This is a genomic window from Aminobacter sp. UC22_36, from assembly GCF_044056035.1.
In the GTDB taxonomy this organism is placed as follows: domain Bacteria; phylum Pseudomonadota; class Alphaproteobacteria; order Rhizobiales; family Rhizobiaceae; genus Aminobacter.
The window spans coordinates 1,929,707-1,953,382 of the sequence record NZ_CP171996.1 but is presented as its reverse complement, the minus strand read 5'-3'; the positions used below and the strand labels follow the sequence as shown (position 1 = coordinate 1,953,382).

Below are 23,676 nucleotides of genomic sequence, written 5' to 3'. Positions count from 1 at the left end.
CAGCCAATGCCGCCTGCTGCCTCAGATGAACTGGACCTGGACGATCTCGTAGCCGCGTGCGCCGCCCGGTGCATTGACCTCGATGGCATCGCCCACTTCCTTGCCGATCAGCGCGCGTGCGATCGGCGAGGAGATCGAGATGCGGCCCGACTTCACGTCGGCTTCCTGGTCGCCGACGATCTGGTAGGTCTTTTCTTCTTCGGTGTCCTCGTCAAGCAGAACGACAGTGGCGCCGAACTTGATCTTGTCGCCATTGAGCTTGGCAACGTCGATCACCTCGGCACGCGCAATATAGTCCTCGAGCTCGTTGACCCGGCCTTCGTTGAGGCTCTGCGATTCCTCGGCCGCGTGATACTCGGCATTTTCCGAAAGGTCGCCGTGCGAACGTGCCTCGGCAATGGCCTCGATGATGCGCGGACGCTCTTCTTGCTGGCGCCAGCGCAGCTCTTCCTTCAGCGCGACGAATCCACCCGCCGTCATCGGAACCTTGTTCATAGTCGACCTCTCCTGGCCTTTGCCGCGCGGCCTGCCTGTTGTTGCCGCGAGGCACAAAAAAGAAAACGGTCCGGCAGCCTCGGCTAACGGGACCGTCTCACCTCTATCTCCGACGAATATAGCAACCCTGTCGCAGAATTCACGTCAAAAAATGCGTTTACCACCATAGACCTTTTGGCGCACAGAACCTGACGGCATTCCCATTCACCCGCTTGTGATTGAAGTTGCGCCGCTTTGATGCTCTGTCATGGTTGCCGCATCAGCCATTGCACCTATGTCGGATAGATGAGCAACAACACACCGTCATTCGCATTCATGCTCGCTTTGGCTGCTTCGCCTGCCCTCGCCGAGAGCCAGAGCTTCAACACTGAGGATGTGACGCTACGCGCCGATGTCGTCGCCGACGGCCTCGACCATCCCTGGGGCCTCGATTTCCTGCCCGGCAACGAAGCCATCGTCACCGAACGCACGGGCCGCATCCGGATCCTGTCGCAAGGCGGATTGTCGGAACCGGTGGCCGGTGTGCCCGAAGTCGCGGCACGTGGCCAGGGCGGCCTGCTCGACATCGCCGTCGCCCGCGATTTCGAGCGATCCGGCACGATCTTCTTCAGCTTTTCCGAGCCTGGACGTGGCGGCGCGGGCACGGCACTTGCCCGTGCCAAGCTAGTTCGGGACGGTGCTGGGGCGCGGCTTGACGACGTTAAGGTTATCTTCTCGATGAACCGCAAGAGTGGCACCAGCCATCATTTCGGCTCGCGAATCGTCGTCAATGACGACGGCACGTTGTTTGTCACGACCGGCGACCGCGGACAGGGCGATCGCGCCCAGGACATGCAGGACCATGCAGGTGCGGTCATCCGCATCAACGCCGACGGCTCCATCCCTTCAGACAATCCCGCGCCCGACGGCAAGGCCATGGCAGCAGAGATCTGGTCCAAGGGGCATCGCAACCTCCAGGGCGCGACCTATGATCCCGTGCTGGGTGGCCTCATCACCGTCGAGCATGGCGCCATGGGTGGCGACGAATTGAACCGGCCGCTGGCCGGCAAGAATTATGGCTGGCCGGTGATCACCTATGGCCGCGACTATTCCGGCGAAAAGATCGGCGTCGGCACATCGGCCAAGGGCTACGAGCAGCCGCTCTATTACTGGGATCCGTCGATCGCGCCTTCCGGCCTCGCCAGCTACCAGGGCGACATGTTCCCGGAATGGAAGGGCGACCTGCTCGTTGGCTCTTTGAAATTCGAACTTCTCAGCCGCCTCGACCGCGACGCCAAGGGCAACATCCTCGACGAGGAACGCATTCTCGACGGCGCCTTCGGCCGCATCCGCGACGTCAATGTCGCCCCCGATGGCTCGATCTGGCTCCTCACCGACGAAGGCAATGGCGCCATCGTCAGGTTGTCACGCGGCGACTAGGCAAGCACCAGGCATTTCGACGAAAAAGGGACCGGGCAGCGCCCGATCCCTCCTTTGTTCAGTGTCGACAAACGTCGCCGTCAGGCAGCGCTTCGACGTGGCAGCTTCCAGCCCGGGCGAACGAAGTGGCAGGTGTAGCCATTCGGGAAACGCTCCAGATAGTCCTGATGCTCCGGCTCGGCCTCCCAGAAATCGCTGGCAGGAGCCAGTTCGGTCACCACCTTGGCCGGCCATAATCCCGAGGCATCGACGTCCTTGATCGTCTCTTCGGCAACCTGCCGCTGCTCGTCGGACGTGTAGAAGATCGCCGAGCGATAGCTCGTACCGCGGTCATTGCCCTGGCGGTCCCGCGTCGTGGGGTCGTGGATCTGGAAGAAGAACTCCAGCATGTTGCGGAAATCCGTCTTCGACGTATCGAAAACGATCTCGATCGCCTCGGCATGGCTGCCGTGATTGCGATAGGTCGCGTTCGCCACGTCGCCGCCCGAATAGCCCACACGCGTGGAGACGACGCCTGGAAGGCGTCGGATCAGATCCTGCATTCCCCAGAAACACCCGCCAGCCAGAATTGCCTGCTCGGTCTTCATGCGGCTTCTCCCTTGTTGGTGATGGGCCTTAGATAATGATCAAGGGTTCGATTTTCGAGTTCGTCGATGCAAACGAACGCGTGATCGCTGAACACTGATGCTCCGCCGTCGGCTGCACACTTGCGTTGAAAATGGCTGAATTGTTCGGGTTGGACATAACGAGGACCGGGCCACCGACCCGGTCCCTGTTCAAAATCGTGCTGGCTCAGCCGGCGCGCAAATAGGCGTCGATGTGCTCTTCCAGCATGCCGTATTCGCGGCAGCCCTTGCCGCAGCGCTTCTCGATCTCTGACAGCTGGGCCCGTGCGGCGGCGACGTCGCCGAGCATCAAGTGCGCCTCGCCCATATATTCGCGCACCAGCGTGTAATCAGGATTGTTGCGCAGCGCTTCCTGATAGTAGCCAAGGCCGACAAGCACGCGTCCCGCCTTGCGGTGCGAATAGCCGAGATAGTTGAGGATGCGTGGGTCAGTCTTGTCGCTGGCAAGCGTCAACACCTTGATCGCCTCGTCATACTTGCCGTCCATGGCGAGCGCCCGGCCGGCCGAATAGAGGCTGTCATCGTCGATCATGCCCGCCTTGGGCGGTTCACATTTCTTGGTCTTCTTGTTGTAGACCATGCCGTTATTGCATTTCACCTCGTCGCCGTTGCTGCTCCCGCCGCTATCGGCCGAGAACACCGGCACCGCCAGCAACGGCAGCGACACCAAAACGCCAGCAAGCACTTTCGCAATTCGGGTCTGCATCGCTACCTCCTAGAGTGCGCCCATCGACAGACTAACGCATTTGAGGCCGCATTTCATCCGGACGAACGTATCGCACGCGAATGTCGGCCCGCGAACTTCCCCTTCCTATCCTTTCAGATAGCCGTCGATCTGCTCTCTCGAAGAGTCCGTACTCGCGGCAACCGGTGCCGCAGCGGCTGGCTATTTCACCCAGTTGCAGCCGCGCGCCGGCGACGTCGCCGAGCGTCAGATGCGCCTCGCCCATATATTCGCGGACGGGCATGTAGTCGGGATCGTTGAGGATAGCTTCCTGGTAGTAGCCGAGGCCGACGACGATGCGTCCCGCCTTGCGGTGCGAATAGCCGAGATAGTTGAGGATGCGCGCATCGGTCTTGTCCGCGGCAAGTGCCAGAACCTTGATCGCCTCATCATACTTGCCATCCATGGCAAGCGCCCGTCCAGCCAGATAGAGGCTGTCGTCGTCGATCATGCCGGCCTTGGGCGGTTCGCACTTCTTGGTCTTCTTGTTGTAGACGAGGCCGGTGCGGCATTTCACCGGGTCGGCGCCGCCGCCACCGCCACTGCCGCCGCCCATGCCGCCGCCCCCACCGCCTCCTCCTCCGCCCCCGCCTCCGTCAGCGGACATCACGGGAACGGCAAACAGCGGCAGCGCCACCAGCGCGCTGGCCAGAAGCTTCAGATATCGGATCTGCATGGTTACCTCCACCGATGCGTCCCCCATCGAGGCAAACGCATCGGAGCAGGCCTTTCGTCCTCAGCCGCGGAAAATCAGCGCCGCGCCGCCGGTGATCAGCGCGAAGCCCATGGCGTGGTTCCAGGTGATGCCTTCCTTGAGGTAGAACACCGAGAAGATGACGAAGACGCTGAGCGTCACCACCTCCTGAATCGTCTTGAGTTCCGCCGCCGTGTAAAACTCGTGGCCGATGCGATTGGCCGGCACAGCCAGCCAGTATTCGAAAAACGCGATCAACCAGGAAAAGATCACCGCAGCGTAGAGCGGGGCGGCCTTGAACTTCAGGTGCCCGTACCAGGCGAACGTCATGAACACATTGGATGCAATCAGCATCAGCACGGGAAGAACCTTGGGCGAAAGCAGAAAAGCCATGGGAGATACCGTCTGGAGGGAGGAAGACCGGGCTATTTCTGCCTCACGCTGCGGCGTGTCAACCACGGCAACCACGCCGCGAATATCGAGGCAGTGACGTTGCCGCCAAATGCGCTATCATCAGATGGGGGGAAGGCACACAGGAGCACGCTCGTGCAGCAGCGGCGCGAAAAAGAGTGGGACCTGACCATCGGGCCGGACACCGTCCGGCTGTTCATCCTCAAGGCCAAGGCGATCAGCGCCGGCGTCAATGAGGATTATGAAGACGGCGCCGAACACGAGGTCGAATATGACGGCGACACCCACGACAACCATCGTCACGACGGGCTCGCCGAGGAAGAGTCCGAAAACCTCACCGAAAAGGAACTGCGCGGGCTGATCGCCGACCTCAATGTCGACCAGGCGGCGGAACTGGTGGCACTTGCATGGGTCGGGCGCGGCGACTACGACGCCGCGGAGTGGCAGGACGCGGTCGCCGAAGCGCGGCAGCGCGGCAACCGCCGTACCGCCAAATACCTGCTTGGCATGCCGATGCTGGGCGACTGGCTCGAAGAAGGTCTCGAGGCCTTGGGCGCGTAAACGCGCGCCGGCCGCATGCGCTGATGACAGCGCGTCACTGAATGTGATCGCTTCGCAAGGTGGGTTTCGGCAACCCGCAGACCGTCGGCGACGTTGACCGGCGATGCACAGATGCAAGCCCCGCCTGCTTTCCCTGATCCTTGTATTGCCGTTGGCGACCTTCGCAGCGATCCCGCACGGCTTCGCCGAAGCGCCAAAGCCTCCACTGCCCGATCGCGCACCCGTGCCACAGGCGGCCCCGGCGTCGGCCCTGCCCCAACAATCGTCCGCGGCGCAGCCGCAATCCGGGCAGGTGTCGATCCCCAGGCCCGAGCCACGCCCGGACCTTCTGGGCCAGCGTCCAGATCGACCGATGTTCGGCCCGCCAATGCCGGAAGAGCCCGCGAATGCCAAGGCGGTCCCGATCCCGCCGTCCCGCCCCGATGGCACCGAAGCGCCGTCCGACCGGGAGATATTTGGCCCGCCGGCGCCGAGGATGCTACCCGACAAGCGCTCCAGCGCGCCGCGTCCCGCAACGATGCCGCTCGAAGAGGCCGCGTGTCGCACGCGGCTGAAGGTGCTCGGCGTCGAGTTCGAGGAATTTGCCCCGCAAAGCGACGTGGAAGGCTGTGCCCTGCCTTTTGCACTCAAGCTCCAGCGGCTGTCCCGACAGATCGACATCGAGCCCGACGCGATCATCAACTGCGCCACCGCCGAGGCCTCGGCCCGCTTTGCCGCCAACATCATCGCGCCGGCGGCGAAGGCCGAATTCGGCGATGAGCTGACCGTTGTCGGTCAGGCCTCGGCCTATGTCTGCCGGCCGCGCAACGGCACCAGGAAGCTGTCCGAACATGCCTTCGGCAACGCCCTCGACATCGCCCGTTTCACGCTCGCCAAGGGCACGGCCGTCGATGTCGAACCGGCACCGCCGGAGAAGAATGCGAAATTCCTTGGCGTCGTGCGCAAGGCCGCCTGCGGGCCGTTCAAGACAGTGCTCGGCCCCGGCAGCGATGCCGACCACGCTCAGCATTTCCACTTCGACCTTGCGCCGCGGCGCAACGGCGGCACGTTTTGCCAGTAGCGCCGCAATTCGGCCGCAGCCGTAAACGCCGGCGCTGATCTTTCCTTTACCCTTGGCGGCTAGGCTTTGCTGCTCAAGGGGACAGGAGCCTTCGCATGGCCGCAGATTCGCGCGCCACCATCCCGGTCGGATCGCCGCGTACCGCGCGCCAGCGCGCCCTGTTGCTCGCCACGACCCTGGTCGTCGCCGGCCTTGGCGTCAGTTCCTGCACGACTGGCGATGTCTTCGCGCTCCAGCCCGCCGTCGACGTCGGTTCGCAGACCGCGTCACTAGGCCCTGTCGAAACAGCACCTGTGATGGTCGATCAACAGTCCGACCCGGCACTGGTCGCCCAGTCAGCTCCGGCGATAGAGCCGACCCTCGATGCGCAGGCTGCGCAGTTCGAAGAGATCGAACCCGCGGCACCGCAGCCGGTACAGACCGCCGCCCTTGCACCGGCCCAGGGGCGCGGCATGCAGACGCTGGTGCCATCCAATCCCTACATGGTCGCTTATCCAAAGCTCAACGATCCCTCTGATATGCCGCAGACAGCGCCGATGCGGCCCGCCGTCATGCCGGCCGACGAGGTCGATTGCCGCAGCGACCTCAAGAAGCTCGACGTGCAATACCGCGACCTGCCGCCAATCCGCGAAGGTGCGGCCTGCGGCATCGACTATCCGGTCAAGGTCTCGGCCATCGGGTCGGTGCAGATGAAACCGGCTGCCACCGTCACCTGCCAGATGGCGGCCAGCTTCGCCGCCTGGACCAAGCGCGATCTGGTGCCGGCGGCGCGCCTGCGCTACTTCTCCGGCGTCAAGACCATCCACCAGGGCTCGAGCTACTCCTGCCGCAAGATCGCCGGCTCGCGCACGCTGTCCGAACACGGCAAGGGCAACGCGCTCGACATCATGCGCATCGAGCTCAACAGCGGCCGCGACATCGACGTCGAAAAGCCCGGCTTGTTTGCGTTCCGGACGCGCGGCTTCCTCAACACCATCCGCTCCGACGGCTGCAGCTATTTCAACACCGTGCTCGGCCCCGGCTACAATTACGACCACCGCAACCATTTCCACTTCGACATCAAGCAACGCCGCAACGGCTACCGCGCCTGCCGCTAGCGCATTTCTCCGTCGATCGGGCTGCGTCCCGGTCGAATGCACCGTGCGCTCTGCAAAAGTTACTGCTAATACTTATTTTTCTAATGCAACCCATGGTTTTTCCGGGTTCCAGTTCGCGCCGCAATCTGGCGCGGCCCATCGGCAGCGGGGTTGGATGATACGGGGAAAACTGCACCGACAGGCAGCCCTGTGGTTCGCCGCTCTATGCGCGAGCTACCTCGCGCTCGCCTATTTCGCCGCCCCCGAATTCTGGTCGTTTCGCTTCCTGCGCGACGGCCTCAAGCCTGAGGCCCTGCTGACCACCACCGAACAAGGCATCCCCGGCGACCCGATCAACATCGGCCTTGTCGGCACCGAGGAAGACGTCGTCGCTGCGTTCACCGCCGCCGGTTGGGACCGCGCCGATCGCCTGTCGGTGACGTCCGCGGTTGAAATCGGTGAAAGCGTGCTACTCGACCGCCCTTATGTCGACGCGCCTGTCAGCACGCTGCTGTTCAATGGCCGTCGACAGGATCTCGCTTTCGAAAAGCCCGTTGGCGACAGCCCCGACGTCCGCCACCACATTCGCCTGTGGCTGACATTTACCCCCGGCGCCGACGGTCGGCCGACCTGGTACGGCGCCGCGAGCTTCGATCGCGGCGTTGGCGTCAGTCACGACACGGGCGCGATCACCCACCACATCGGGCCGGACATCGATGCCGAGCGCAATTCGCTGATCGGCGATCTGACCGCTGCCGGACATATCGAGTCGGTGAAGACGATCCCTGGCATTGGCCTGACCAAGGCCGGCCGCAATGGGGGCGGCGATCCCTATTTCACCGACGGGAAGGTCCTGATGGCCGTGCTTGTGCCGGATAAATAGCGGCATCATCGCCCTGTCGCAGGGGAAGAGTATTTTCCAAGCCGTCTTTTCGAAGGGGCTTAAGCAATGCTATGCAGCGACCATCATGTTATACGCTGAAATCGGTATCGTGGTCGTCCTCATCTGTGTGAACGGCCTTTTGGCAATGTCCGAACTTGCCATCGTTTCTTCCCGCCCCGCCCGCCTCAAGGCGATGATCGACCGCAACGTCAAGGGCGCCGGCCGCGCGCTCGAGCTCGGCGCCAACCCGGGCAAATTTCTGTCGTCCGTGCAGATCGGCATCACGCTTGTCGGCGTGCTCTCCGGCGCGTTTTCCGGCGCCACGCTCGGCCAGAGGCTGAGCATCGTCCTTGCGGACTCGGGCGTGAGCTCCCGTGTCGCCGACGCGCTCGGCGTCGGCATCGTCGTTGCCATCATCACCTATGGCTCGCTGATCATCGGCGAACTGGTGCCTAAGCAGATCGCCCTGCGCGACCCCGAGGGCGTCGCCTCGCGCGTCGCACCCGCCATGGCGCTGCTCGCCAAGGTCGCGCTGCCGCTGGTCTGGCTGCTCGACATTTCCGGTCGCTCTGTCCTGTGGCTGCTCGGCCAGCGCGGCGAGAGCGAGGAAAAGGTCACCGACGAAGAGATCAAGATGCTTGTCGCCGAAGCCGAGCATCACGGCACGATCGAGTCCGACGAGCGCCGTATGATCGCCGGCGTCATGCGCCTGGGCGACCGCGCTGTGCGCGCCGTCATGACCCCGCGCACCGAGGTCGACTGGATCAACCTCCAGGCCGAAGAGACGGCCACCCGCAAGCTCCTGATGGAAACCCAGCACTCGCGCCTGCCCGCCGGCGAAGGTTCGGTCGACGCCATGGTCGGCGTTATCCAGACCCGCGAATTGCTCGCCTCGCTGCTTGCCGGCCGCGCCTTCGACCCGCGCAAGCATGTGCGCACAGCACCCATCGTCCACGATCAGGCCGATGCGCTCGACGTGCTCGCCACGCTCAAGCAGTCCGACGTGCCGATGGCGCTGGTCCATGACGAATACGGCCATTTCGAAGGCGTCGTCTCGCCCGCCGACATTCTCGAGGCCATCACCGGGGTGTTCCGCTCCGACCTCGACGAGGACGATGTCGACAACGCTGTCCAGCGCGAGGACGGCTCCTGGCTGCTCGCCGGCTACATGCAGGCCGACGAGATGGCAGACCAGCTCGGCATCGACCTGCCGGAGAACCGCGACTACGAAACCGTTGCCGGCTACGTGCTCTCTCACATGCACCACCTGCCCGCCACCGGCGAATGCGTCGACGCGCAGGGCTGGCGCTTCGAAGTCGTCGATCTTGACGGCCGCCGCATCGACAAGGTGCTGGCGTCAAGGCTGCCCGGCACCCACCGCGAACCGGCACGGTAGGAGCACCGCCAACCTCTGAGATTGGTGGCAATCGCCGCCAATCTTATGGCACCAGCACGACTTTTCCCGACGAGCGCCGCTGTTCGATGGCGCGGTGCGCATCGCTTGCACGATCGAGCGGGAAACGCGCGCCCAGCACAACCTTGAGCTCACTTGTCGAAGCCAACTGGAAGAGTTCGCCGAGATCGCTGCAGAGCAGCTCCAGCGAAAGCAGCGGCAACAGCGCAAACCCCTTGAGCGACTGGTTGGCCGCCAGCATCGCCTCGATGTGTGCTGTATCGAGCGCAAACCTGCCCATCGCGCCAAACACCAATTCGCCGCCTGGCGCCAGCGCATCGAGCGCTGCCGCCGTCATCGTGCCGCCGACCATATCGTAGACGATATCGACGCCCGCATCGCCGCTGGCCTTCCTCGTGCGCGCCGGCCAATCCGGCTTGCTGTAGTCGATTCCGGCATCCGCACCGAGCGATGAAACGAGGTCGAGCTTGCCTGGAGTGCCTGCCGCGGCAATCACCTGCCTGGCGCCGGCGCGTTTTGCCAGCTGGATCAAAAGCGTGCCGACGCCACCGGAAGCCGCATTGATGAGGATCGACTTACCCTGCGGTGGACTTTCCCGGAGCAGATGCAGTGCCGTCAGGCCCTGCACCATCAGCGCCGTCGCCTGATCGAAAGCCAGATCCTCGGGCAACGGCACAGCGAGATGCGCATCGATCGTCACATAATCGGCATAGCCGCCATACGGCCTTTTCGACATGAACAGCAGCGCGGCGACACGCTTGCCCAGTAGGGAAGCATCGACTTCCAGGCCCAACGGCCTCGACGATGCCGGCAGCCTCCACGCCGAGGATGATCGGCAGTTCCGGCGTCTCCGCATAACGGTCTGCACGCATCAGCACTTCGAAGAAATTGATCCCGACCGCGTGCGATCGGATCAGAACCTCGCTTGGACCCGGCGCGGGTTTTGGAATTTCGACAATCTGCAAAACATCCGGATCGCCAAAACGCTTTAATTGAACAGCTCGCATGACAACCTCGATGGCTATGGCAACGAGCGTTGTGTGCCACTATCTCCGACGTCCGAACTACAAACTCTTTCGTTCCATACCCACCAGGAGGTGACCATGGCCGGGTCGACCAAGCGACTGCCCGCACTGCCTGCGGAACGTGCCCTGAAGGTGATTTCGGGCCGCTGGAAGGCGGTGATCCTGTACCATCTGTTCGACCGGCCGCGGCGGCTGTCGGAACTGAAGCGGCTTGTCCTCGGCATCACCCAGAAGGTCCTGATCCAGCAGCTGCGCGAGATGGAGGAGCACGGTCTCGTCGACCGCGAAATCTTCCGCGAGATCCCGCCGCGCGTCGAATACGCCGCGACCCCGCTCGGCCTCAGCCTGGAGCCGGTGTTGCTTGCGCTTTGCCAATGGGGCCAGCGCCACGCCGAGGAGCAGAACGAACTCGACCACGTCGCCGATTGCGTGATCCGGCCGCGCCTGGCGCGCTCTGGTGCTCAGGCGGCATGAAAAGGGCGGCTCAGGGCCGCCCTGAAGTTGCTTGGGAGGAAGTCGCTGATCAGGCAGCCTTGGCTTCTTCGGCAAACACATCGGCGTCGCGTGCGATCTTCAATGCCTTTGCCCACCAGGTGATCTCTTCGACCAGCCCGTTCGCCGACTGGTTGAGGTGCTCGAAATCCGACAGCTTCTTTTCGCCCTGGCGCACAGCCAGGAAGTCGGCCCAGACGATGTGCACGGCAGCCTTGGTCGGCGCCATCTGCAGCTCGACGGCATGCATGCGCAGCTGCTCGACGGCACGTGCCCCACCGACGCCGCCATAACCGACGAAGCCGGCCGGCTTCTTGTTCCACTCCTTGGCGGCGTAATCGAGCGCGTTCTTCAGCACGGCGGTCGGGCCATGATTATATTCGGCGGCGGTGAAGATGTAGCCGTCGAACTCGGCGACCTTCTTCTGCCAGCGCTGAGCAACCTCGTTCTGCGACGGCACCCAGGCGGACGAGGCGACCTCGTCGAAGAACGGCAGCGGGAAATCTCTCAGGTCGACAATTTCGACCTCGATATCTGCGTGGGATTTTGCGATCTTGGCAATCCACTCCACCGGCGTGTCGGCGAAGCGGGCGGCGCGCGTCGAGCCGACGATGATGGCGATCTTGGGCTTGGACATGGAGGAACCTTTCGGGCGTGAGTATCGAAGCGATACTGGTAACTAATGGATACCCACGCTATATAGGTGACTGAAAAACACGTGCACAAGGAGGCACTTTTTTGATACCGAGGCACCCGCACCGCACCGAAGATTGCCGCGCCGTCAGCGATATCCTGCAGCGTGTCGGCGACAAATGGACGGTGCTCGTCGTCGGCAAGCTCGGCGACGGCGCCATGCGTTTCAACGAGTTGCGTCATGCCGTCGGCGGCATTTCGCAAAAGATGCTGACCACCACATTGCGCGGGCTGGAGCGCGACGGCTTCGTCACCCGCACCGTCTTCCCGACGATCCCGCCACGCGTCGACTACGAGCTCACTGATCTCGGCCGTGAACTGCTTGTTCCCGTCTTCGCACTCGGCGAATGGGCGCGTCTCAACCAGCGCCGCGTCGCCGAAGCGCGGACGAGATTCGACGCGGCGGTAGAGTAGAAACACCTCGTCTGGACTTGATGTTGCCCCGGCGCAGTCTTTCCGGCTGGCTTTATGTAACACTCTCGGAGACGACGCGAACGCCTGGACCACTCCAGCGCCAACGCTTGGACCGTCTCTGGCTTCTCTAACTTAACGGCATGGATTCCCGACACTCTCCGCTCCCTATGGTCGCTCAAGAGGTCGGGAATGACGGATCGCGGGGAGACGTCCGCAAATCTCCGACATCTGCGATTGGCGGTGACGGCACTGTCAGCTTGTCATTCCCGACCCTCGTGAGCGAGTGAAACGAGCGGAGTGTGTCGGGAATCCATGCCGTGACCGCGACGCCGTCACCCACGGTCCAGGCTCAGGGGGCCGGGAATTCAGCCAACGAACTGGCCGAATATTATGCCCAACGCCCAGCAGATTGCGACAAAGCCCACGTCCCTTATCAAAGGCGAGCCCAAGGACGCACCCAACAGCGGCCCTATTCCGCTGGCACCGGCTTCGGTTTGCCCTCGCCATCCAGTGCCACCATGACGAAATCGGCGTCAGTCACCCTTTCCATCATGTCGGAGAGATAACGCTGCGCCCAGGCTTCGACCTTGAGCGTCATCGAGGTGCGGCCGACGCGGTCGACATGGGTGTAGATGCACAGCGTGTCGCCGATCTTCATCGGCTTGGCGAAGGCCATTTCCTTGACCGCCGCCGTCACGACGCGGCCCCGCGCGCGCTCGGCGGCGCGGATGCCGCAGGCAAGGTCCATCTGCGCCATGACCCAGCCGCCGAAGATGTCGCCGGCGGCATTGGCGTCGGCGGGCATCGCCAGCGTCCTCAGCGTGAGTTCGCCTGTCGGCTGGCCATCGGCATACTGAACCATCGTCTTTTCCCTGAACCGTTATGCTCTCCACCCGTAACTTTGCTGCGGCGGCCGCGTCAACGCCGCATCTGTTGTATCGGCCGGTCGCATTTTTCACAGGCCATGCCGTAACCGACGCCGAAGCCTTTCGCCGAGGCGATAGTCTGGCCGCATCGAGGAATTCCGACAGGCCGCCGCCCACATGCAGACGTTCGATTTCATTGTTGTCGGTTCAGGCTCCGCCGGTTCGGTGGTGGCCGAACGGCTTTCGGCAAGCGGCCGTCATTCCGTGCTGGTGCTCGAGGCCGGCGGCACCGACCGCCGCTTCTTCGTCCAGATGCCGCTTGGCTACGGCAAGACCTTCTTCGACCCTGAAGTGAACTGGAACTACGCCGCCGAAGCCGATCCCGGTCTTGCCGGCAACAGGGACCACTGGCCACGTGGCAAGGTCCTGGGTGGGTCCAGCTCCATCAACGCCATGGTGTGGATCCGCGGTGCGCGCGATGATTTCGACGCCTGGCGCGATGCCGGTAATCCCGGCTGGGGCTTTGACGACCTGCTGCCGGCCTTCAAGGCGATCGAGGACAACGAAGCCGGCGGCAACACGCTGCGCGGCAGCGGCGGCCCGATCCATGTCACCGACAACAGGAAGAAGGTCCATCCGCTTACCCAGCGCTTCCTGGCGGCGGGACAGCAGGCCGGCCTCGCTTTGAATCAGGACTTCAACGGCGAGGCCCAAGAGGGTGTCGGCGTTTATCAAATCACCACCCGGGACGGCCGCCGCATGTCTGCGGCGCGCGGCTTCCTACGCCCGGCGATGAAGCGCCCCAACGTTCGTGTCGAAACGAATGCGCTGGTGACCAAAGTGCTGTTCGAGGGCAAGCGCGCCGTCGGCGTCGAGTATCTGCAGAATGGGAAAAAATTCACCGCCCGCGCCGGCCGCGAGGTCATCCTCTCCGGCGGCTCGGTCAACACGCCGCAACTGCTGCAGCTCTCCGGCATCGGTCCGGCAGCGCTGCTCAGCGAACTCGGCATATCGGTGCTGCACGCCAACGAACATATCGGCCGCAATCTGCAGGACCACCAGGGCGTCAACTACACCTGGAAGGCCAAGGTGCCGACGCTCAACCAGCTCTTGCGGCCGTGGTGGGGCAAGGCGCTGGCCGGCATGCAATATCTGCTGCTCCGCTCCGGCCCGCTGTCGATGAGCATGAACCAGGGCGGCGGTTTCTTCCGCTCCGACCCGGGCCGCGCGCGGCCCAACATGCAGCTCTATTTCCAGGTCTTTTCGACCGTGCTGCCCAAGGCCGGCGAGCGCCCGATCCTGACGCCCGACCCCTTCCCCGGCTTCTCCATCGGCCTGTCCAACTGCCGGCCATCAAGCCGCGGCGAGATCATGATCCGCTCGGCCGACCCGACCGTCCACCCGCGCATCACCGTCAACGCCTACTCGACCGAGAGCGACGTCGCCGAGATGCTGGATGCGGTCAAGTTCCTGCGCCGGATCGCCTCGCAGTCGCCCATCGCCGAGATCATCGCGGACGAGGTTTTGCCAGGCCCGTCAATCACTTCCGACGCCGACTTGATTCAGGATTTCCGCAAGCGCTCTGGCACCGTCTACCACCCCGTTTCGACCTGCCGCATGGGTCCCGACCCGGCAACGTCGGTGGTCGATGCCCGCTTGCGCGTCCATGGGCTGGCTGGCCTGCGCGTCATCGACGCCTCGATCTTTCCCGACAACATCACCGGCAACACCAACGCCACCGCGATCATGACCGGCTGGAAGGGCGCGGAGCTGGTGCTGGAGGATGCAGGGTGAACAGCTCCGAGAGCTCGCGCAGCCCCTCAACCTTGCCCTCTCCCCGTGAAGGACGGGGAGAGGGTTCGCCAGCCTTGCAGCCAGCCTCCTTCGCCCCGTTCTTACGGGGAGAAGGTCCGGCAGGGGATGAGGGGCGGCCCCAGACGTCAACGATTTCCCGGGAGGAGCATCGATGAAGATCACCGACGTCAAGACCTTCGTGGTCAACAACCCGCCGCCCGGCATCGGCGGCAAATACTTCATCTTCGTCAAGCTCACGTCCGACGGCGGCGTCGTCGGCTATGGCGAGGCCTACAACGCCACCTTCTCCGCTCATGTCACGGCGCGGATGATCGAGGACATGGCCGAGCGCTACCTCTTGGGACAGGACCCGCACGACATCGAAAACCTGTTTCGCCGCTGCTATTCCTCCGGCTTCACGCAGCGGCCCGACGTATCGGCCATGGGCTGCTTCTCGGCGCTGGAGATGGCCTGCTGGGACATCATCGGTAAGGAGGCCGGCAAACCCGTATACAAGCTGCTCGGCGGCCAGGTGCACGAGACGCTGCGCTCCTACACCTACCTCTACCCGCATTCGGGCAGTGTCCACACCGAGGACGTCGCGCCGAAGAACGTCTACAATGACCCCGACATGGCGGCCGAATGCGCGGCGCTCTATGTCGACCAGGGCTTTGATGCCGTGAAGCTCGACCCGGCTGGCCCGTGGACAGCCTTCGACGGCCACCAGCCGCGGCTCGCCGACATCGATCTCTCCACGCGCATGATGAAGGCGATCCGCGAAGCTGTCGGCACCCGCGCCGACATCCTGTTCGGCACGCATGGCCAGTTCACCGCCTCCGGCGCGCTGCGCATGGCGCGGGCCATCGAACCCTACGGTCCCCTGTGGTTCGAGGAACCGGTACCGCCAGACATGCCCGAGGTGATGGCGCAAGTCGCGCGCGGCACCTCGATCCCGATCGCCACCGGCGAGCGGCTGACCACCAAGTTCGAGTTTGCCCGGGTCATCGAAAACCGCGCCGCCGCCATCCTGCAGCCCGATCTCGGCCGCTCGGGCGGCATCCTCGAGACCAAGAAGATCGCTGCCATGGCCGAGGCCTATCACATCCAGATCGCGCCCCATTGCTATTGCGGGCCGATCGTTGGCGCCGCCAACATTCAGCTCGCCGTCACCTTGCCCAATTTCCTCATCCTCGAATCGCTCAAGCAGTGGGACGGCTTCCACGCAACGCTGCTGAAGAAGAAGATCGAATGGCAGGACGGCCACGTCATCCCCTCGAAGGAGCCCGGCCTCGGCGTCGAGCTCGACGAGGCGGTCTGCGAGGCCAATCCTTATGACGGTCCCCACCTGCACCTGCAGATGGTGCAGACGCCGTTGATGCCGTGACAGAACCACTCGCCTACGCCTTTGTCGGCCTTGGCCACCTCGGTGGCAATCTGGCAGCCAGCCTGTTGCGCAGTGGTTTTGCGATCACCGTATTCGACCGCGACCCGGCCGCCATCGCTCGTCTCGTCGCGCTCGGTGCCGCATCTGCCGCAAGTCCTGCCGAAGCCGCCGCCCGCGCCGGCAACGCCATCACTTGCCTGCCCTCGCCCAAGGTCAGCGAGGCGGTGCTAACGGGACCGGGCGGACTGCTGTCAGGCCTGCCCAAGGGTGCGACCTGGATCGAGATGTCGACAAACGGCCGCGACGACATCCTGCGCCTCGCCGATCTCGCCGCCGATAGCGGCATCTACACGCTCGAATGCCCTGTCACCGGCGGCGTCCATCTCGCGGCAGAAGGCAAGATCACCGCGCTTGTCGGTGGCGATCCCGCCCTTTACGCCCGCCACCGCATTGCCATCGAGGCGATGTGTGCCAGATCGTTCCTGATGGGACCGGTCGGCTCGGCGGCGGTGATCAAGGTCATCACCAACATGCTGGCCTTCATCCACCTGGTCGCCGCCGGCGAAGCGCTGATGCTGGCCCGGAAGGGCGGGCTCGACCTCGCCCAAGCCTACCACGCCATCGTCGCCTCATCGGGCAACAGTTTTGTGCATGAGACCGAAAGCCAGCTCGTCCTCAACGGTTCCTATGACATCGGCTTCACCATGGATCTGGCGCTCAAGGATCTCGGCTTCGCCCTCGGCATGGGCGACGAATTCGGCGTGCCGCTCGACCTCGCTTCCCGCGTCGCCGCGATCTTCGAACAGGGCAAGGCCGCCTATGGCGGCGACGCCTGGTCGACGATGGTTGTCAAGCTTTTGGAGGACTCGACCGGCAGCGACCTGCGCGCACCGGGTTTCCCAGCGAAGCTGTGAGGCGCCGCCTCTTTACCCTCCCCCTTGTGGGGAGGGTCGGCGCGAAGCGCCGGGGTGGGGGTCGGCAACGCGTGAGAGTACCCCCACCCCGCTCCGCTTCGCAGATCGACCCTCCCACAAGGGGGAGGGTAGACGCGGCGCCGCCTGCCCGCCCCCTTTGACTCCCGGCCTCGACACGACTTAGCTCTCGCCAGCATACGAAAAGGGATTCTCCGATGCGGCCGAGCCTGAGAGCAAAGATACTCGACGTCTGCGCGCGCAAGATCGCGGCCAAGGGGTCCGATGTCGGGCTGTCGTTCTACGCGTTTTTCGCCAACCGCAACGACGATCCGGAGCTGCTCATGGAAGCCGCCGAATGGTGGATCCGCACTCACAGTCTCGATCATTTCGAGAAGGCGACGAAGATCCAGGCGATGGTCAGGGTGATGGACGCCTAGCTACCGCTCAGAGCCCACCTCTTCAATTTCAGCAGCTTACGACAGTTCCCGGACTCGGTCTCCGAACCGCTTGAATCAACATCTGACCTTCAGCACCTTCGGCACCATCTCGTAGGTCGCAGGAATATGCCCCGGTGACTCGCCGTCGATGTCGACGAGCGCGGCATTGGCGAGCGGATCGCCAAGCGGCTCGACCACGACCTTGCGGCCGCGCAGGATGGTGATCGCAGGGTGGTTGCGGTGGCGCCCGCCATAGAGCAGGCGCAGGTCGAAGATCAGCTTCATCTTGCTCGCGGCGCGCAGGATGACGATGTCGAACAGCCCGTCGTCGGGCACGGCATCGGGCGCGATCATCATGCCGCCGCCGAAGAAGCGCTCGTTGGCCACCGCCACCAGCGCCACCCTGGCCTCGACCGGTTCGCCGTCGTCGACGCTGATGCGCACGTCCTGGAAACGGTAACGCACGAACTCGGTCACCGTGCGCCAGAAAAACAGCGCCTTGGCCGGCACCCAGCGCTTGCGCCGGTCAGTGTTGACCGCCCGCACCGTCGCACCCGACATGCCGAGGCTGGCGATGTTGACGAAATGCCGGCTCGCCAGCCGGCCGTGGTCGTCGATGAAGGAAATGCGTCCAGCATCGATCAGCCGGTCCTCACCCTCGGCGATGCGCGCGATTGCCGCCTGGATCTCGACCGGGATTCCCATGCCGCGAGCGAAATCCGACCCGGTGCCGCACGGCAAGACGCCGAGCACAGCGCCGGCGCCCGCCTCGGCCTGCATCTGCAGCAGCCCGTCGGCGACCTCGCTGATCGTGCCGTCGCCACCGGCAGCGACCACCAGCTCGCAGCCAAGTGCCACAAGGTCGCGGGCGATGACCGCGCCGTCGCCGGGCTCCGAGGTCTCGCGAAACTCCACCTCGCCGAAGCGCGCGGCCAGTACCGCCGCAACCTCGGTCCAGTGCGTGTCCAGCCTGCCACCCCCGGCCACCGGATTCCTGACAACGCCGACCTTCACCAACGCACCCTCCCCGGCAGCAACGCGCCACCGCCTCCGCGCTTATTGTTAGTACATGACCCCGAAAATCGGAATCGTTTTTCGGAACGGATCATCTACCGATTCAAAGTGTTACAGCCTCCTTCGCACATCCAGGACGCGCGACGCTATGGCAAGCAAATGCGCAAGGAAAAGGTTGCGAAACTCACATCCAGCGAGCCTTCGCGGCCACAACGTCACCGGGAATGTCCGGCGCCACCATCATGCCATGATTGCGGCCAACTGGCGCCGTGATCAGAGCAGAGAAATCGCTTCGTCAACAATCCCTGAGGATTCGGACCGTGATCAAGTCAGCCCTTGTCGCCATGACCATCGTCGGCTGCGACTGCGACGCCAAGCTTTGCGAATATATCGGCGAGACGCCGGCACAGTGGACCTCCGTCGCCGATTGCGAGGCGTCGATGAAAAGCCGCATCCTGCGCGAAGGCAATCACGCCTATCCGCTGGTGACAGGCATCTGCCGCACCACCGCTTTCGCCGACCCGCAGCTCGCCGCTGCTCCGGCGACACAGCCTCAAGTCCTGCCGGCCGCCTATCTCGGCACACCGCAAGACGATGGCTCCGTGCTCTACCGCACGGCCAATGGTTATGCGCTGGTTCGTTCCGGGCTCGACCGCTTCGCCGATGGCACGCTTGCGGTGGCCAAGCGCTCATCCAGCTGGCTTGCCGCAAACATCGGCTTCTGAGCCAACATCCAGCCAGTTGAAAAAATGGCCGACCCCTGAAGAGGCCGGCCGCAGTTTGATAATGCGTCTTGGAAGGTGTCGAGAATGGCGCTCGCCCTGGCACATGGCAGAGCTGGCAGGGCGAACTCGCAATTCAGTACTACGACGCCGCTTCGATCGCGGTCACGGCACCCGTTGTGTCGTCCACCGTCACCTTGACCTTGGCGCCGGCGGCCAGGCCGTCGACCTTGATGCTCTCGGGCACGACATAGGTCTTGCCGTCCTCAAGCGTGATCGAACGCGTCGCCGGATCGACCGACTGGACGGTGCCTTCGATATCAGCGGCATAGGCGGCACCGATGAAGGCGAGCGAAGCGGCGGTCGTTGCAAGGAACTTCTTCATGTCAGATACTCCCGTTCTGTCTTCGTCCTCGCGGGCTTCGCTTTCGCAGCAAGGCCCGCCGAACGAGATGGAGACTGACTGTCGAGCCGGCTCGGCGCAAATCACGTTGCGTGAAATTATCGAACAGAATCATAGGCTTATTTCTGCCGTATTTGGCAGCAACCGGCCCTGTTGCGGCCGCTTCGGCATCGTGCGATGCGGCTTCCACCCTTGGCTCGCATGCGCCGGTGGCCGTCACACCCCTGTCATCGCCTCGCCACCTCAAGGCCGGATTTCAACCCCCCCCGATCACAAAACGTCGTTTCGAGGCCGGCCGGGAACATTTTCGCATGGCGGCCGATGCACCGTGCCGCGACGTTTTGCGCCGTCGTATCGTTGGTCCAACTCGCTCGGTCCGCTTCACAGCGGCCGGTGATTCTGGCATAGCTCGCGCCGCACGATGTGTGCTTTTGGGAAGCTCCCGCCTTGAACCCCCTGTTTGAAATCGTCGGCGCCGTCGCCGCCATCCTGACCACGCTTTGCTGGCTGCCGCAGATCGCCAAGATCCTGCGCGAGCGCAAGACCAGCGACATCTCGCTTGGCACCAACGCGGCGCTCGCCACCGGCATCTCGCTGTGGATCGTCTATGGCGTGGCGCTTGGCTCGCTGCCGGTGATCCTGTCCAACGCGATCACCCTGGTCTTCATCCTCGCCATCGTCGGGTTGAAGCTGCGCTTCGGCTGACGCTGCCCGAAGGCTCAAGTCCCGATCTTGCGCACCAGCGAGGTGATCGCCAGCATCGTCGCCATGTCGGCGATCATTGGCTCGATATGCGTTTTGTAGTCCAGCGGCACGTTCGCAGCCGGCAGCTCGAAGAAATTTCTCTTGTCTGGCAGCAGCAGGAAGCCATCCTTGTCGGAAAGCGCGATGCGCGCCGGCTCGCCCGGCCATGCTTCCTTGAGCCAGGTCAGCGCCTGCGCCATCTGCCCTGACACCAGCGGCTGCGCCAACTCGACATTGCTGGTGCGGAAGTCATAGGCCATGTCCAGTTCGGACACGCCCGACCTGATCTCTTTCAACCCGCTGCCGAAGAGTTCGCCGAAAAAACTCAAAACCGCATTGGTTCGGACTGTTGCGATCAGAATGCCAGGAAAAGGCTTTTCCAGCCCGAATGCCACGATCACACCCTGAAAGGCGGTCGAGTCGTGCTTGTCTGCCCGTTGTGTCAGCAGCGCTTCGTAGAGCTCGAAGTTAAAGCCCTCATAGTTGCCCGAAATGAAGTCGTCGATTTCGAGGATGTTGAATTTGCCGACCGTCGCGCCCGGCAGCTTTCCAAAGGAGGGCGGCGTCGCGCCTCTTTCATGTTTCATGTTCTTGATGAAGCCAAAGACGATCGGCAGCAACTTGTTGCGAAACGAAGCGTTGGCAGCGTCGAGTGGCTTCGTCGCGCGGAAGTAGACGAAGAAGGCGGCGATGAAAGCCACGACATAAAGATAGACATGCGGCGTCGACAGCCAGACCTCCGCAGGGTCGGCAACGAGATTGAACACCAGCGCCAGGGCAACAACGGTAACGACCAGGCCACCGAGATAGAGCGGCACCCGCCAGAATGTCGAACGCCGGATCGAATTGCGCTCGGCTTCATAGGTCTCGAGGTTTTTCCTGATGCCCGCGATCGCCGCATCGTCGGGCATGAAACCGGTTGCGCTCATATCTGCCCCCAAAGGCGCGCCGGCATCGTGCCGGACGCGCCGGCTGGATGATAACGGCTTTTCGTCAAATGTCGCGGCGTAAACAAGGAGATGGCGCGATAACCGGAACTCAGCTTGTGAGGCCGGCTGAGCCCGTCCCGTAGACCGCTTGCCAGCGTGCCCGCGCCTTCACGCCCAGTTCCCCGTCCACCTTGTCGAGGGGTACCATCTTTTCGCGCTCGCCGTCGCGCTGGCGCATGAACGGCACCAGCCGGTAGCTCGCGATCTCGCCGCGCGTTGCCGCATCGGCGCTGACGTCGACGAGAAAGATCGCCGCGATCCGCCCCGGCCAGGGCTGTCGCGCCAAGGCGGTGCCAAGGAAATCACCCAGCCCATAAGCCACCAGCGTGTCGTCGATCCGCGCCATCGGCTGCACGACATGGGCGTGATGCCCGGCAACGAGCCCGACGCCCAATTGCGCCAGCCTTTTCGCCCAGGCGCGCGTGTCGGCGCGCGGGAAATGGCGGAACTCCCAGTCCCAATGCGGCACGGCGCAAACGAGATCAACGCCTTCCACCCCCGCGAGCCCATTGCCGGCAGCAGCAAAGAACGCATCGGCCATGGCCACGCGCCCGGCGAACTCGGAAGCCGGCGCGTTGCGCCATTGCGTGAATGCGGTCAGCCCCAGCGTCAGTGACCCCACCGCGACTTTGGTGACCGTGGGCGTATTTCCGATCGTCCCTACGCCCAGCGCATCGAGCGCCGAACGCGTCGCCTCGAAACCGTCGATGCCTTGGTCGAGCATGTGGTTGTTGGCGAGCGACAGCACCAGCCGTTCGGGCGCGATCGCCGCTGCCGCCAGCGCGCCCTGGAGAAATTCCCGCGTCATCGCGTGATGCGTTCCAAGCCGCGTCCCAAACCGGGCGCGCGGCATGTCCACCACCGGGCTTTCGCAATTGCCGACGACCAGATCCGCCAAGGCCAGAAGCGAAACCAGTTCGCGGTCGAAAACCGGCGGCTGTCGGTTGGCGACGGCGGAAATGTCGCCAACGAATGCCAGCCGCACACTTTGTCCTGGCTTGGGCAGGAACCGCACCTGATCGGGCAGACAGCCGGCGGCGGCGCCACGCAGCGACGGTTTCACGAACCGCGCCGGCCAGGAAATCTTGTAGGAGAAGGGATAGTTGGACACGCTGCGCCTGAAATTGACCACTGTCACACTAGCAGCATTTCATTGCGCACAGCTGGCGGTTCCGGGCCGGCGCTATTTTTGCCGGCGCTTTTTGCTCGACCGCTCGATGGCCAGGCGGTAGATCCCGTCGATCTCGCCAACGATGCGCCGCGGGTCGAGCTGGCGTGGGATTCCTGCCGCCCCGCCTGCCCCACCGCCCGTCGCCTGGCTTCGTCGCGCAATTCCAGCGCGGCCGCCGCCATGCCGTCGACGTCGCCGACGGCAAAGGTCTGCTCTTCCGGCAGCAGGTCGACCATGTTGCCGACTCGCGTCGACAGCACCGGCAAAGCCGCCGCCATCGCCTCCAGCGGCGCGATCGGCGCCTGCTCGTCGCGCGAGGTCATCAGGAAAACGTCGAAGGCCGGCAGCAGGTCGAGCGCGTCAGTGCGCAGCCCCGGCAGATGGATTCGTCCCTGCATTTCCGGTGCGGCGATCGCTCCATCCCACTCGGGCATGATGTCGTTGCCCTGCTGGGTCGAGCCGACGACCAGCAACTCGGCATCGACACCCTTGCCCAGCAGCTGGCGCAGCACGCGCACCATGTCGCTCTGGTTCTTGCGCCGGCCGAGTTGCCCGACCGAGCCGACCAGGAACGCCTGCTCACGAATGCCGAGGACCGCGCGAGCCCGCGCCCGGGAGGTCGCCGACACAGGCTCGACCCTGGAGACGTCGAACATATTGGGCAGCAGGTGGATGTGGCGGCGCGAAACCAGCCAGTACTTGATGTAATAGTCCACTGTCCACTGGCTGAGCCCGATCACCTCATGGGCGAAAAGCCACGGCAGCTGGTACTGGCGCGCATGCGCCGTCATCACGATCGGCGTTCCGGCGGCACAGCGGAACACCAGCCCGAACTTGTTGCCGCGGCTGCCATGGGTGTGCACCACGTCTTCGCCCCAGTCGCGAATCGCGTAGCCGACACGGCGAAGCTCCTTCGGCGTCGTGGCGAAGTTCGAGCCCATCATCCGGATCGGGCCGCTAAATTGCTGCTGCTCGATCCACGAGCCCAGCGAATGCACCAGCATCACCTCATGCCCAGCGTCGAGCTGTGCCTGGATCAGGATCCGCGAACTGGTGGCAACGCCGTTCAGCGCGCCATGGCCGACAAGATGCGCGATCTTCATTGCGCTGGCGTCTGCAAACGGGAGGTCAGGAAGTTCATCTGTCGCCGGTTCCGGAACTGAATGGACGCTCTCTAACATTCCAAAACGATCAAGCATACTCAGCTTCTGCACGTCATGGCGCTACGCCTCAGGCTGTTGCAGCTCTGTT

Annotated in this window: 28 protein-coding genes; 14 read left to right on the top strand and 14 right to left on the bottom strand. The window is 63.8% G+C overall.

The window, feature by feature from the left end; genetic code table 11:
* Window positions 1–21: 21 nt before the first annotated feature.
* The gene (greA, locus tag ACHMW7_RS12805; protein WP_395450597.1) at window positions 22–495 is read right to left on the bottom strand and encodes a transcription elongation factor GreA; all 474 of its coding nucleotides are present in this window, start codon (window positions 493–495) and stop codon (window positions 22–24) included.
* A gap of 285 nt (window positions 496–780) precedes the next feature.
* On the opposite strand from greA, the gene ACHMW7_RS12800 reads away from it, so the two are divergent.
* Complete coding sequence (locus ACHMW7_RS12800) at window positions 781–1,914, top strand: PQQ-dependent sugar dehydrogenase (protein ID WP_395450596.1); 1,134 nt, start codon at window positions 781–783, stop codon at window positions 1,912–1,914.
* Window positions 1,915–1,994: 80 nt separating this feature from the next.
* Here ACHMW7_RS12800 and msrA read toward each other — a convergent pair whose 3' ends face one another.
* From msrA to ACHMW7_RS12780, 4 genes are all read right to left on the bottom strand, one after another.
* Window positions 1,995–2,501, bottom strand: coding sequence for a peptide-methionine (S)-S-oxide reductase MsrA (msrA, locus tag ACHMW7_RS12795; RefSeq protein ID WP_395450595.1), 507 nt, complete (start codon window positions 2,499–2,501; stop codon window positions 1,995–1,997).
* Window positions 2,502–2,706: 205 nt separating this feature from the next.
* Window positions 2,707–3,246, bottom strand: a complete 540-nt coding sequence (locus ACHMW7_RS12790) for a tetratricopeptide repeat protein (RefSeq protein ID WP_395450594.1) — start codon at window positions 3,244–3,246, stop codon at window positions 2,707–2,709.
* A 31-nt stretch (window positions 3,247–3,277) separates the two neighbouring features.
* The gene (locus ACHMW7_RS12785; protein ID WP_395450593.1) at window positions 3,278–3,940 is read right to left on the bottom strand and encodes a tetratricopeptide repeat protein; all 663 of its coding nucleotides are present in this window, start codon (window positions 3,938–3,940) and stop codon (window positions 3,278–3,280) included.
* Between the two features lie 60 nt (window positions 3,941–4,000).
* On the bottom strand, window positions 4,001–4,351 hold the full coding sequence (locus tag ACHMW7_RS12780) for a DMT family protein (protein WP_395450592.1): 351 nt from the start codon (window positions 4,349–4,351) through the stop codon (window positions 4,001–4,003).
* Between the two features lie 153 nt (window positions 4,352–4,504).
* Between ACHMW7_RS12780 and ACHMW7_RS12775 the strand changes: the two genes are divergently transcribed.
* The 5 genes from ACHMW7_RS12775 to ACHMW7_RS12755 all read left to right on the top strand — a co-directional run bounded on the left by ACHMW7_RS12775 (window position 4,505) and on the right by ACHMW7_RS12755 (window position 9,345).
* Window positions 4,505–4,930: a DUF3775 domain-containing protein gene (locus tag ACHMW7_RS12775; RefSeq protein WP_395450591.1), complete on the top strand. Its 426-nt coding sequence runs from the start codon at window positions 4,505–4,507 to the stop codon at window positions 4,928–4,930.
* Between the two features lie 352 nt (window positions 4,931–5,282).
* Entirely contained in the window at window positions 5,283–5,990 is a 708-nt protein-coding gene (locus tag ACHMW7_RS12770; RefSeq protein WP_395450590.1) for an extensin family protein, read from the top strand.
* Window positions 5,991–6,085: 95 nt separating this feature from the next.
* Window positions 6,086–7,087, top strand: coding sequence for an extensin family protein (locus ACHMW7_RS12765; RefSeq protein WP_395450589.1), 1,002 nt, complete (start codon window positions 6,086–6,088; stop codon window positions 7,085–7,087).
* A 154-nt stretch (window positions 7,088–7,241) separates the two neighbouring features.
* Window positions 7,242–7,949, top strand: a complete 708-nt coding sequence (locus ACHMW7_RS12760; RefSeq protein ID WP_395450588.1) for an LssY C-terminal domain-containing protein — start codon at window positions 7,242–7,244, stop codon at window positions 7,947–7,949.
* An 85-nt stretch (window positions 7,950–8,034) separates the two neighbouring features.
* A complete protein-coding gene (locus ACHMW7_RS12755; RefSeq protein ID WP_395450587.1) occupies window positions 8,035–9,345 on the top strand; it encodes a hemolysin family protein in 1,311 nt (436 codons plus the stop codon).
* A gap of 43 nt (window positions 9,346–9,388) precedes the next feature.
* Here the strand turns inward: ACHMW7_RS12755 and ACHMW7_RS12750 are convergent, their stop codons facing one another.
* Entirely contained in the window at window positions 9,389–9,994 is a 606-nt protein-coding gene (locus tag ACHMW7_RS12750; RefSeq protein ID WP_395450586.1) for a zinc-binding alcohol dehydrogenase family protein, read from the bottom strand.
* Window positions 9,939–10,235 carry an alcohol dehydrogenase catalytic domain-containing protein gene (locus ACHMW7_RS12745; protein ID WP_395451317.1) on the bottom strand — a complete coding sequence of 99 codons (297 nt, stop codon included), beginning with the start codon at window positions 10,233–10,235 and terminating at the stop codon, window positions 9,939–9,941. The genes ACHMW7_RS12750 and ACHMW7_RS12745 overlap by 56 nt, the downstream gene beginning before the upstream one ends.
* A 231-nt stretch (window positions 10,236–10,466) precedes the next feature.
* Here ACHMW7_RS12745 and ACHMW7_RS12740 point away from each other — a divergent pair, with 231 nt between their 5' ends.
* Window positions 10,467–10,862 (top strand): winged helix-turn-helix transcriptional regulator, encoded by a 396-nt coding sequence (locus ACHMW7_RS12740; RefSeq protein ID WP_395450585.1) that lies wholly within the window; start codon window positions 10,467–10,469, stop codon window positions 10,860–10,862.
* Between the two features lie 49 nt (window positions 10,863–10,911).
* Here the strand turns inward: ACHMW7_RS12740 and ACHMW7_RS12735 are convergent, their stop codons facing one another.
* Window positions 10,912–11,517 carry an NADPH-dependent FMN reductase gene (locus tag ACHMW7_RS12735; protein ID WP_395450584.1) on the bottom strand — a complete coding sequence of 202 codons (606 nt, stop codon included), beginning with the start codon at window positions 11,515–11,517 and terminating at the stop codon, window positions 10,912–10,914.
* Window positions 11,518–11,618: 101 nt separating this feature from the next.
* On the opposite strand from ACHMW7_RS12735, the gene ACHMW7_RS12730 reads away from it, so the two are divergent.
* A complete protein-coding gene (locus ACHMW7_RS12730; RefSeq protein WP_395450583.1) occupies window positions 11,619–11,987 on the top strand; it encodes a winged helix-turn-helix transcriptional regulator in 369 nt (122 codons plus the stop codon).
* Window positions 11,988–12,456: 469 nt separating this feature from the next.
* Here the strand turns inward: ACHMW7_RS12730 and ACHMW7_RS12725 are convergent, their stop codons facing one another.
* Window positions 12,457–12,849 (bottom strand): acyl-CoA thioesterase, encoded by a 393-nt coding sequence (locus ACHMW7_RS12725; RefSeq protein ID WP_395450582.1) that lies wholly within the window; start codon window positions 12,847–12,849, stop codon window positions 12,457–12,459.
* Between the two features lie 181 nt (window positions 12,850–13,030).
* Here ACHMW7_RS12725 and ACHMW7_RS12720 point away from each other — a divergent pair, with 181 nt between their 5' ends.
* The 4 genes from ACHMW7_RS12720 (at window position 13,031) to ACHMW7_RS12705 (ending at window position 17,382) form a co-directional block, all read left to right on the top strand.
* Window positions 13,031–14,647 (top strand): GMC family oxidoreductase, encoded by a 1,617-nt coding sequence (locus ACHMW7_RS12720; RefSeq protein WP_395450581.1) that lies wholly within the window; start codon window positions 13,031–13,033, stop codon window positions 14,645–14,647.
* A gap of 172 nt (window positions 14,648–14,819) precedes the next feature.
* Window positions 14,820–16,031 carry a mandelate racemase/muconate lactonizing enzyme family protein gene (locus ACHMW7_RS12715; RefSeq protein WP_395450580.1) on the top strand — a complete coding sequence of 404 codons (1,212 nt, stop codon included), beginning with the start codon at window positions 14,820–14,822 and terminating at the stop codon, window positions 16,029–16,031.
* The gene (locus tag ACHMW7_RS12710; RefSeq protein WP_395450579.1) at window positions 16,028–16,945 is read left to right on the top strand and encodes an NAD(P)-dependent oxidoreductase; all 918 of its coding nucleotides are present in this window, start codon (window positions 16,028–16,030) and stop codon (window positions 16,943–16,945) included. The genes ACHMW7_RS12715 and ACHMW7_RS12710 overlap by 4 nt, the downstream gene beginning before the upstream one ends.
* Window positions 16,946–17,160: 215 nt before the next feature.
* The gene (locus tag ACHMW7_RS12705) at window positions 17,161–17,382 is read left to right on the top strand and encodes a DUF6500 family protein (RefSeq protein ID WP_395450578.1); all 222 of its coding nucleotides are present in this window, start codon (window positions 17,161–17,163) and stop codon (window positions 17,380–17,382) included.
* Between the two features lie 75 nt (window positions 17,383–17,457).
* Here the strand turns inward: ACHMW7_RS12705 and ACHMW7_RS12700 are convergent, their stop codons facing one another.
* Window positions 17,458–18,396, bottom strand: a complete 939-nt coding sequence (locus ACHMW7_RS12700; protein WP_395450577.1) for a diacylglycerol/lipid kinase family protein — start codon at window positions 18,394–18,396, stop codon at window positions 17,458–17,460.
* A 320-nt stretch (window positions 18,397–18,716) separates the two neighbouring features.
* Between ACHMW7_RS12700 and ACHMW7_RS12695 the strand changes: the two genes are divergently transcribed.
* Window positions 18,717–19,121 carry a hypothetical protein gene (locus ACHMW7_RS12695; RefSeq protein ID WP_395450576.1) on the top strand — a complete coding sequence of 135 codons (405 nt, stop codon included), beginning with the start codon at window positions 18,717–18,719 and terminating at the stop codon, window positions 19,119–19,121.
* Window positions 19,122–19,260: 139 nt separating this feature from the next.
* Here the strand turns inward: ACHMW7_RS12695 and ACHMW7_RS12690 are convergent, their stop codons facing one another.
* The gene (locus ACHMW7_RS12690; RefSeq protein WP_395450575.1) at window positions 19,261–19,503 is read right to left on the bottom strand and encodes a DUF1344 domain-containing protein; all 243 of its coding nucleotides are present in this window, start codon (window positions 19,501–19,503) and stop codon (window positions 19,261–19,263) included.
* 465 nt (window positions 19,504–19,968) lie between these two features.
* On the opposite strand from ACHMW7_RS12690, the gene ACHMW7_RS12685 reads away from it, so the two are divergent.
* Window positions 19,969–20,226: a SemiSWEET family sugar transporter gene (locus ACHMW7_RS12685; protein ID WP_395450574.1), complete on the top strand. Its 258-nt coding sequence runs from the start codon at window positions 19,969–19,971 to the stop codon at window positions 20,224–20,226.
* Between the two features lie 14 nt (window positions 20,227–20,240).
* Here ACHMW7_RS12685 and ACHMW7_RS12680 read toward each other — a convergent pair whose 3' ends face one another.
* From ACHMW7_RS12680 to ACHMW7_RS12670, 3 genes are all read right to left on the bottom strand, one after another.
* A complete protein-coding gene (locus ACHMW7_RS12680; protein WP_395450573.1) occupies window positions 20,241–21,194 on the bottom strand; it encodes a DUF3137 domain-containing protein in 954 nt (317 codons plus the stop codon).
* Between the two features lie 109 nt (window positions 21,195–21,303).
* A complete protein-coding gene (locus ACHMW7_RS12675; protein ID WP_395450572.1) occupies window positions 21,304–22,392 on the bottom strand; it encodes a CapA family protein in 1,089 nt (362 codons plus the stop codon).
* Window positions 22,389–23,528 (bottom strand): glycosyltransferase family 4 protein, encoded by a 1,140-nt coding sequence (locus ACHMW7_RS12670; protein ID WP_395450571.1) that lies wholly within the window; start codon window positions 23,526–23,528, stop codon window positions 22,389–22,391. Before ACHMW7_RS12670 ends, ACHMW7_RS12675 begins: the two co-directional genes overlap by 4 nt.
* Between the last annotated feature and the right edge of the window lie 148 nt (window positions 23,529–23,676).

Coding starts and splice junctions, on each gene's coding strand:
- greA (WP_395450597.1), bottom strand. CDS start 495: ATGAACAAGGTTCCGATGACGGCGGGTGGATTCGTCGCGCTGAAGGAA.
- ACHMW7_RS12800 (WP_395450596.1), top strand. CDS start 781: ATGAGCAACAACACACCGTCATTCGCATTCATGCTCGCTTTGGCTGCT.
- msrA (WP_395450595.1), bottom strand. CDS start 2,501: ATGAAGACCGAGCAGGCAATTCTGGCTGGCGGGTGTTTCTGGGGAATG.
- ACHMW7_RS12790 (WP_395450594.1), bottom strand. CDS start 3,246: ATGCAGACCCGAATTGCGAAAGTGCTTGCTGGCGTTTTGGTGTCGCTG.
- ACHMW7_RS12785 (WP_395450593.1), bottom strand. CDS start 3,940: ATGCAGATCCGATATCTGAAGCTTCTGGCCAGCGCGCTGGTGGCGCTG.
- ACHMW7_RS12780 (WP_395450592.1), bottom strand. CDS start 4,351: ATGGCTTTTCTGCTTTCGCCCAAGGTTCTTCCCGTGCTGATGCTGATT.
- ACHMW7_RS12770 (WP_395450590.1), top strand. CDS start 5,283: ATGTTCGGCCCGCCAATGCCGGAAGAGCCCGCGAATGCCAAGGCGGTC.
- ACHMW7_RS12765 (WP_395450589.1), top strand. CDS start 6,086: ATGGCCGCAGATTCGCGCGCCACCATCCCGGTCGGATCGCCGCGTACC.
- ACHMW7_RS12760 (WP_395450588.1), top strand. CDS start 7,242: ATGATACGGGGAAAACTGCACCGACAGGCAGCCCTGTGGTTCGCCGCT.
- ACHMW7_RS12755 (WP_395450587.1), top strand. CDS start 8,035: ATGTTATACGCTGAAATCGGTATCGTGGTCGTCCTCATCTGTGTGAAC.
- ACHMW7_RS12750 (WP_395450586.1), bottom strand. CDS start 9,994: ATGGTGCAGGGCCTGACGGCACTGCATCTGCTCCGGGAAAGTCCACCG.
- ACHMW7_RS12745 (WP_395451317.1), bottom strand. CDS start 10,235: ATGCGTGCAGACCGTTATGCGGAGACGCCGGAACTGCCGATCATCCTC.
- ACHMW7_RS12740 (WP_395450585.1), top strand. CDS start 10,467: ATGGCCGGGTCGACCAAGCGACTGCCCGCACTGCCTGCGGAACGTGCC.
- ACHMW7_RS12735 (WP_395450584.1), bottom strand. CDS start 11,517: ATGTCCAAGCCCAAGATCGCCATCATCGTCGGCTCGACGCGCGCCGCC.
- ACHMW7_RS12725 (WP_395450582.1), bottom strand. CDS start 12,849: ATGGTTCAGTATGCCGATGGCCAGCCGACAGGCGAACTCACGCTGAGG.
- ACHMW7_RS12720 (WP_395450581.1), top strand. CDS start 13,031: ATGCAGACGTTCGATTTCATTGTTGTCGGTTCAGGCTCCGCCGGTTCG.
- ACHMW7_RS12715 (WP_395450580.1), top strand. CDS start 14,820: ATGAAGATCACCGACGTCAAGACCTTCGTGGTCAACAACCCGCCGCCC.
- ACHMW7_RS12705 (WP_395450578.1), top strand. CDS start 17,161: ATGCGGCCGAGCCTGAGAGCAAAGATACTCGACGTCTGCGCGCGCAAG.
- ACHMW7_RS12690 (WP_395450575.1), bottom strand. CDS start 19,503: ATGAAGAAGTTCCTTGCAACGACCGCCGCTTCGCTCGCCTTCATCGGT.
- ACHMW7_RS12680 (WP_395450573.1), bottom strand. CDS start 21,194: ATGAGCGCAACCGGTTTCATGCCCGACGATGCGGCGATCGCGGGCATC.
- ACHMW7_RS12670 (WP_395450571.1), bottom strand. CDS start 23,528: ATGAAGATCGCGCATCTTGTCGGCCATGGCGCGCTGAACGGCGTTGCC.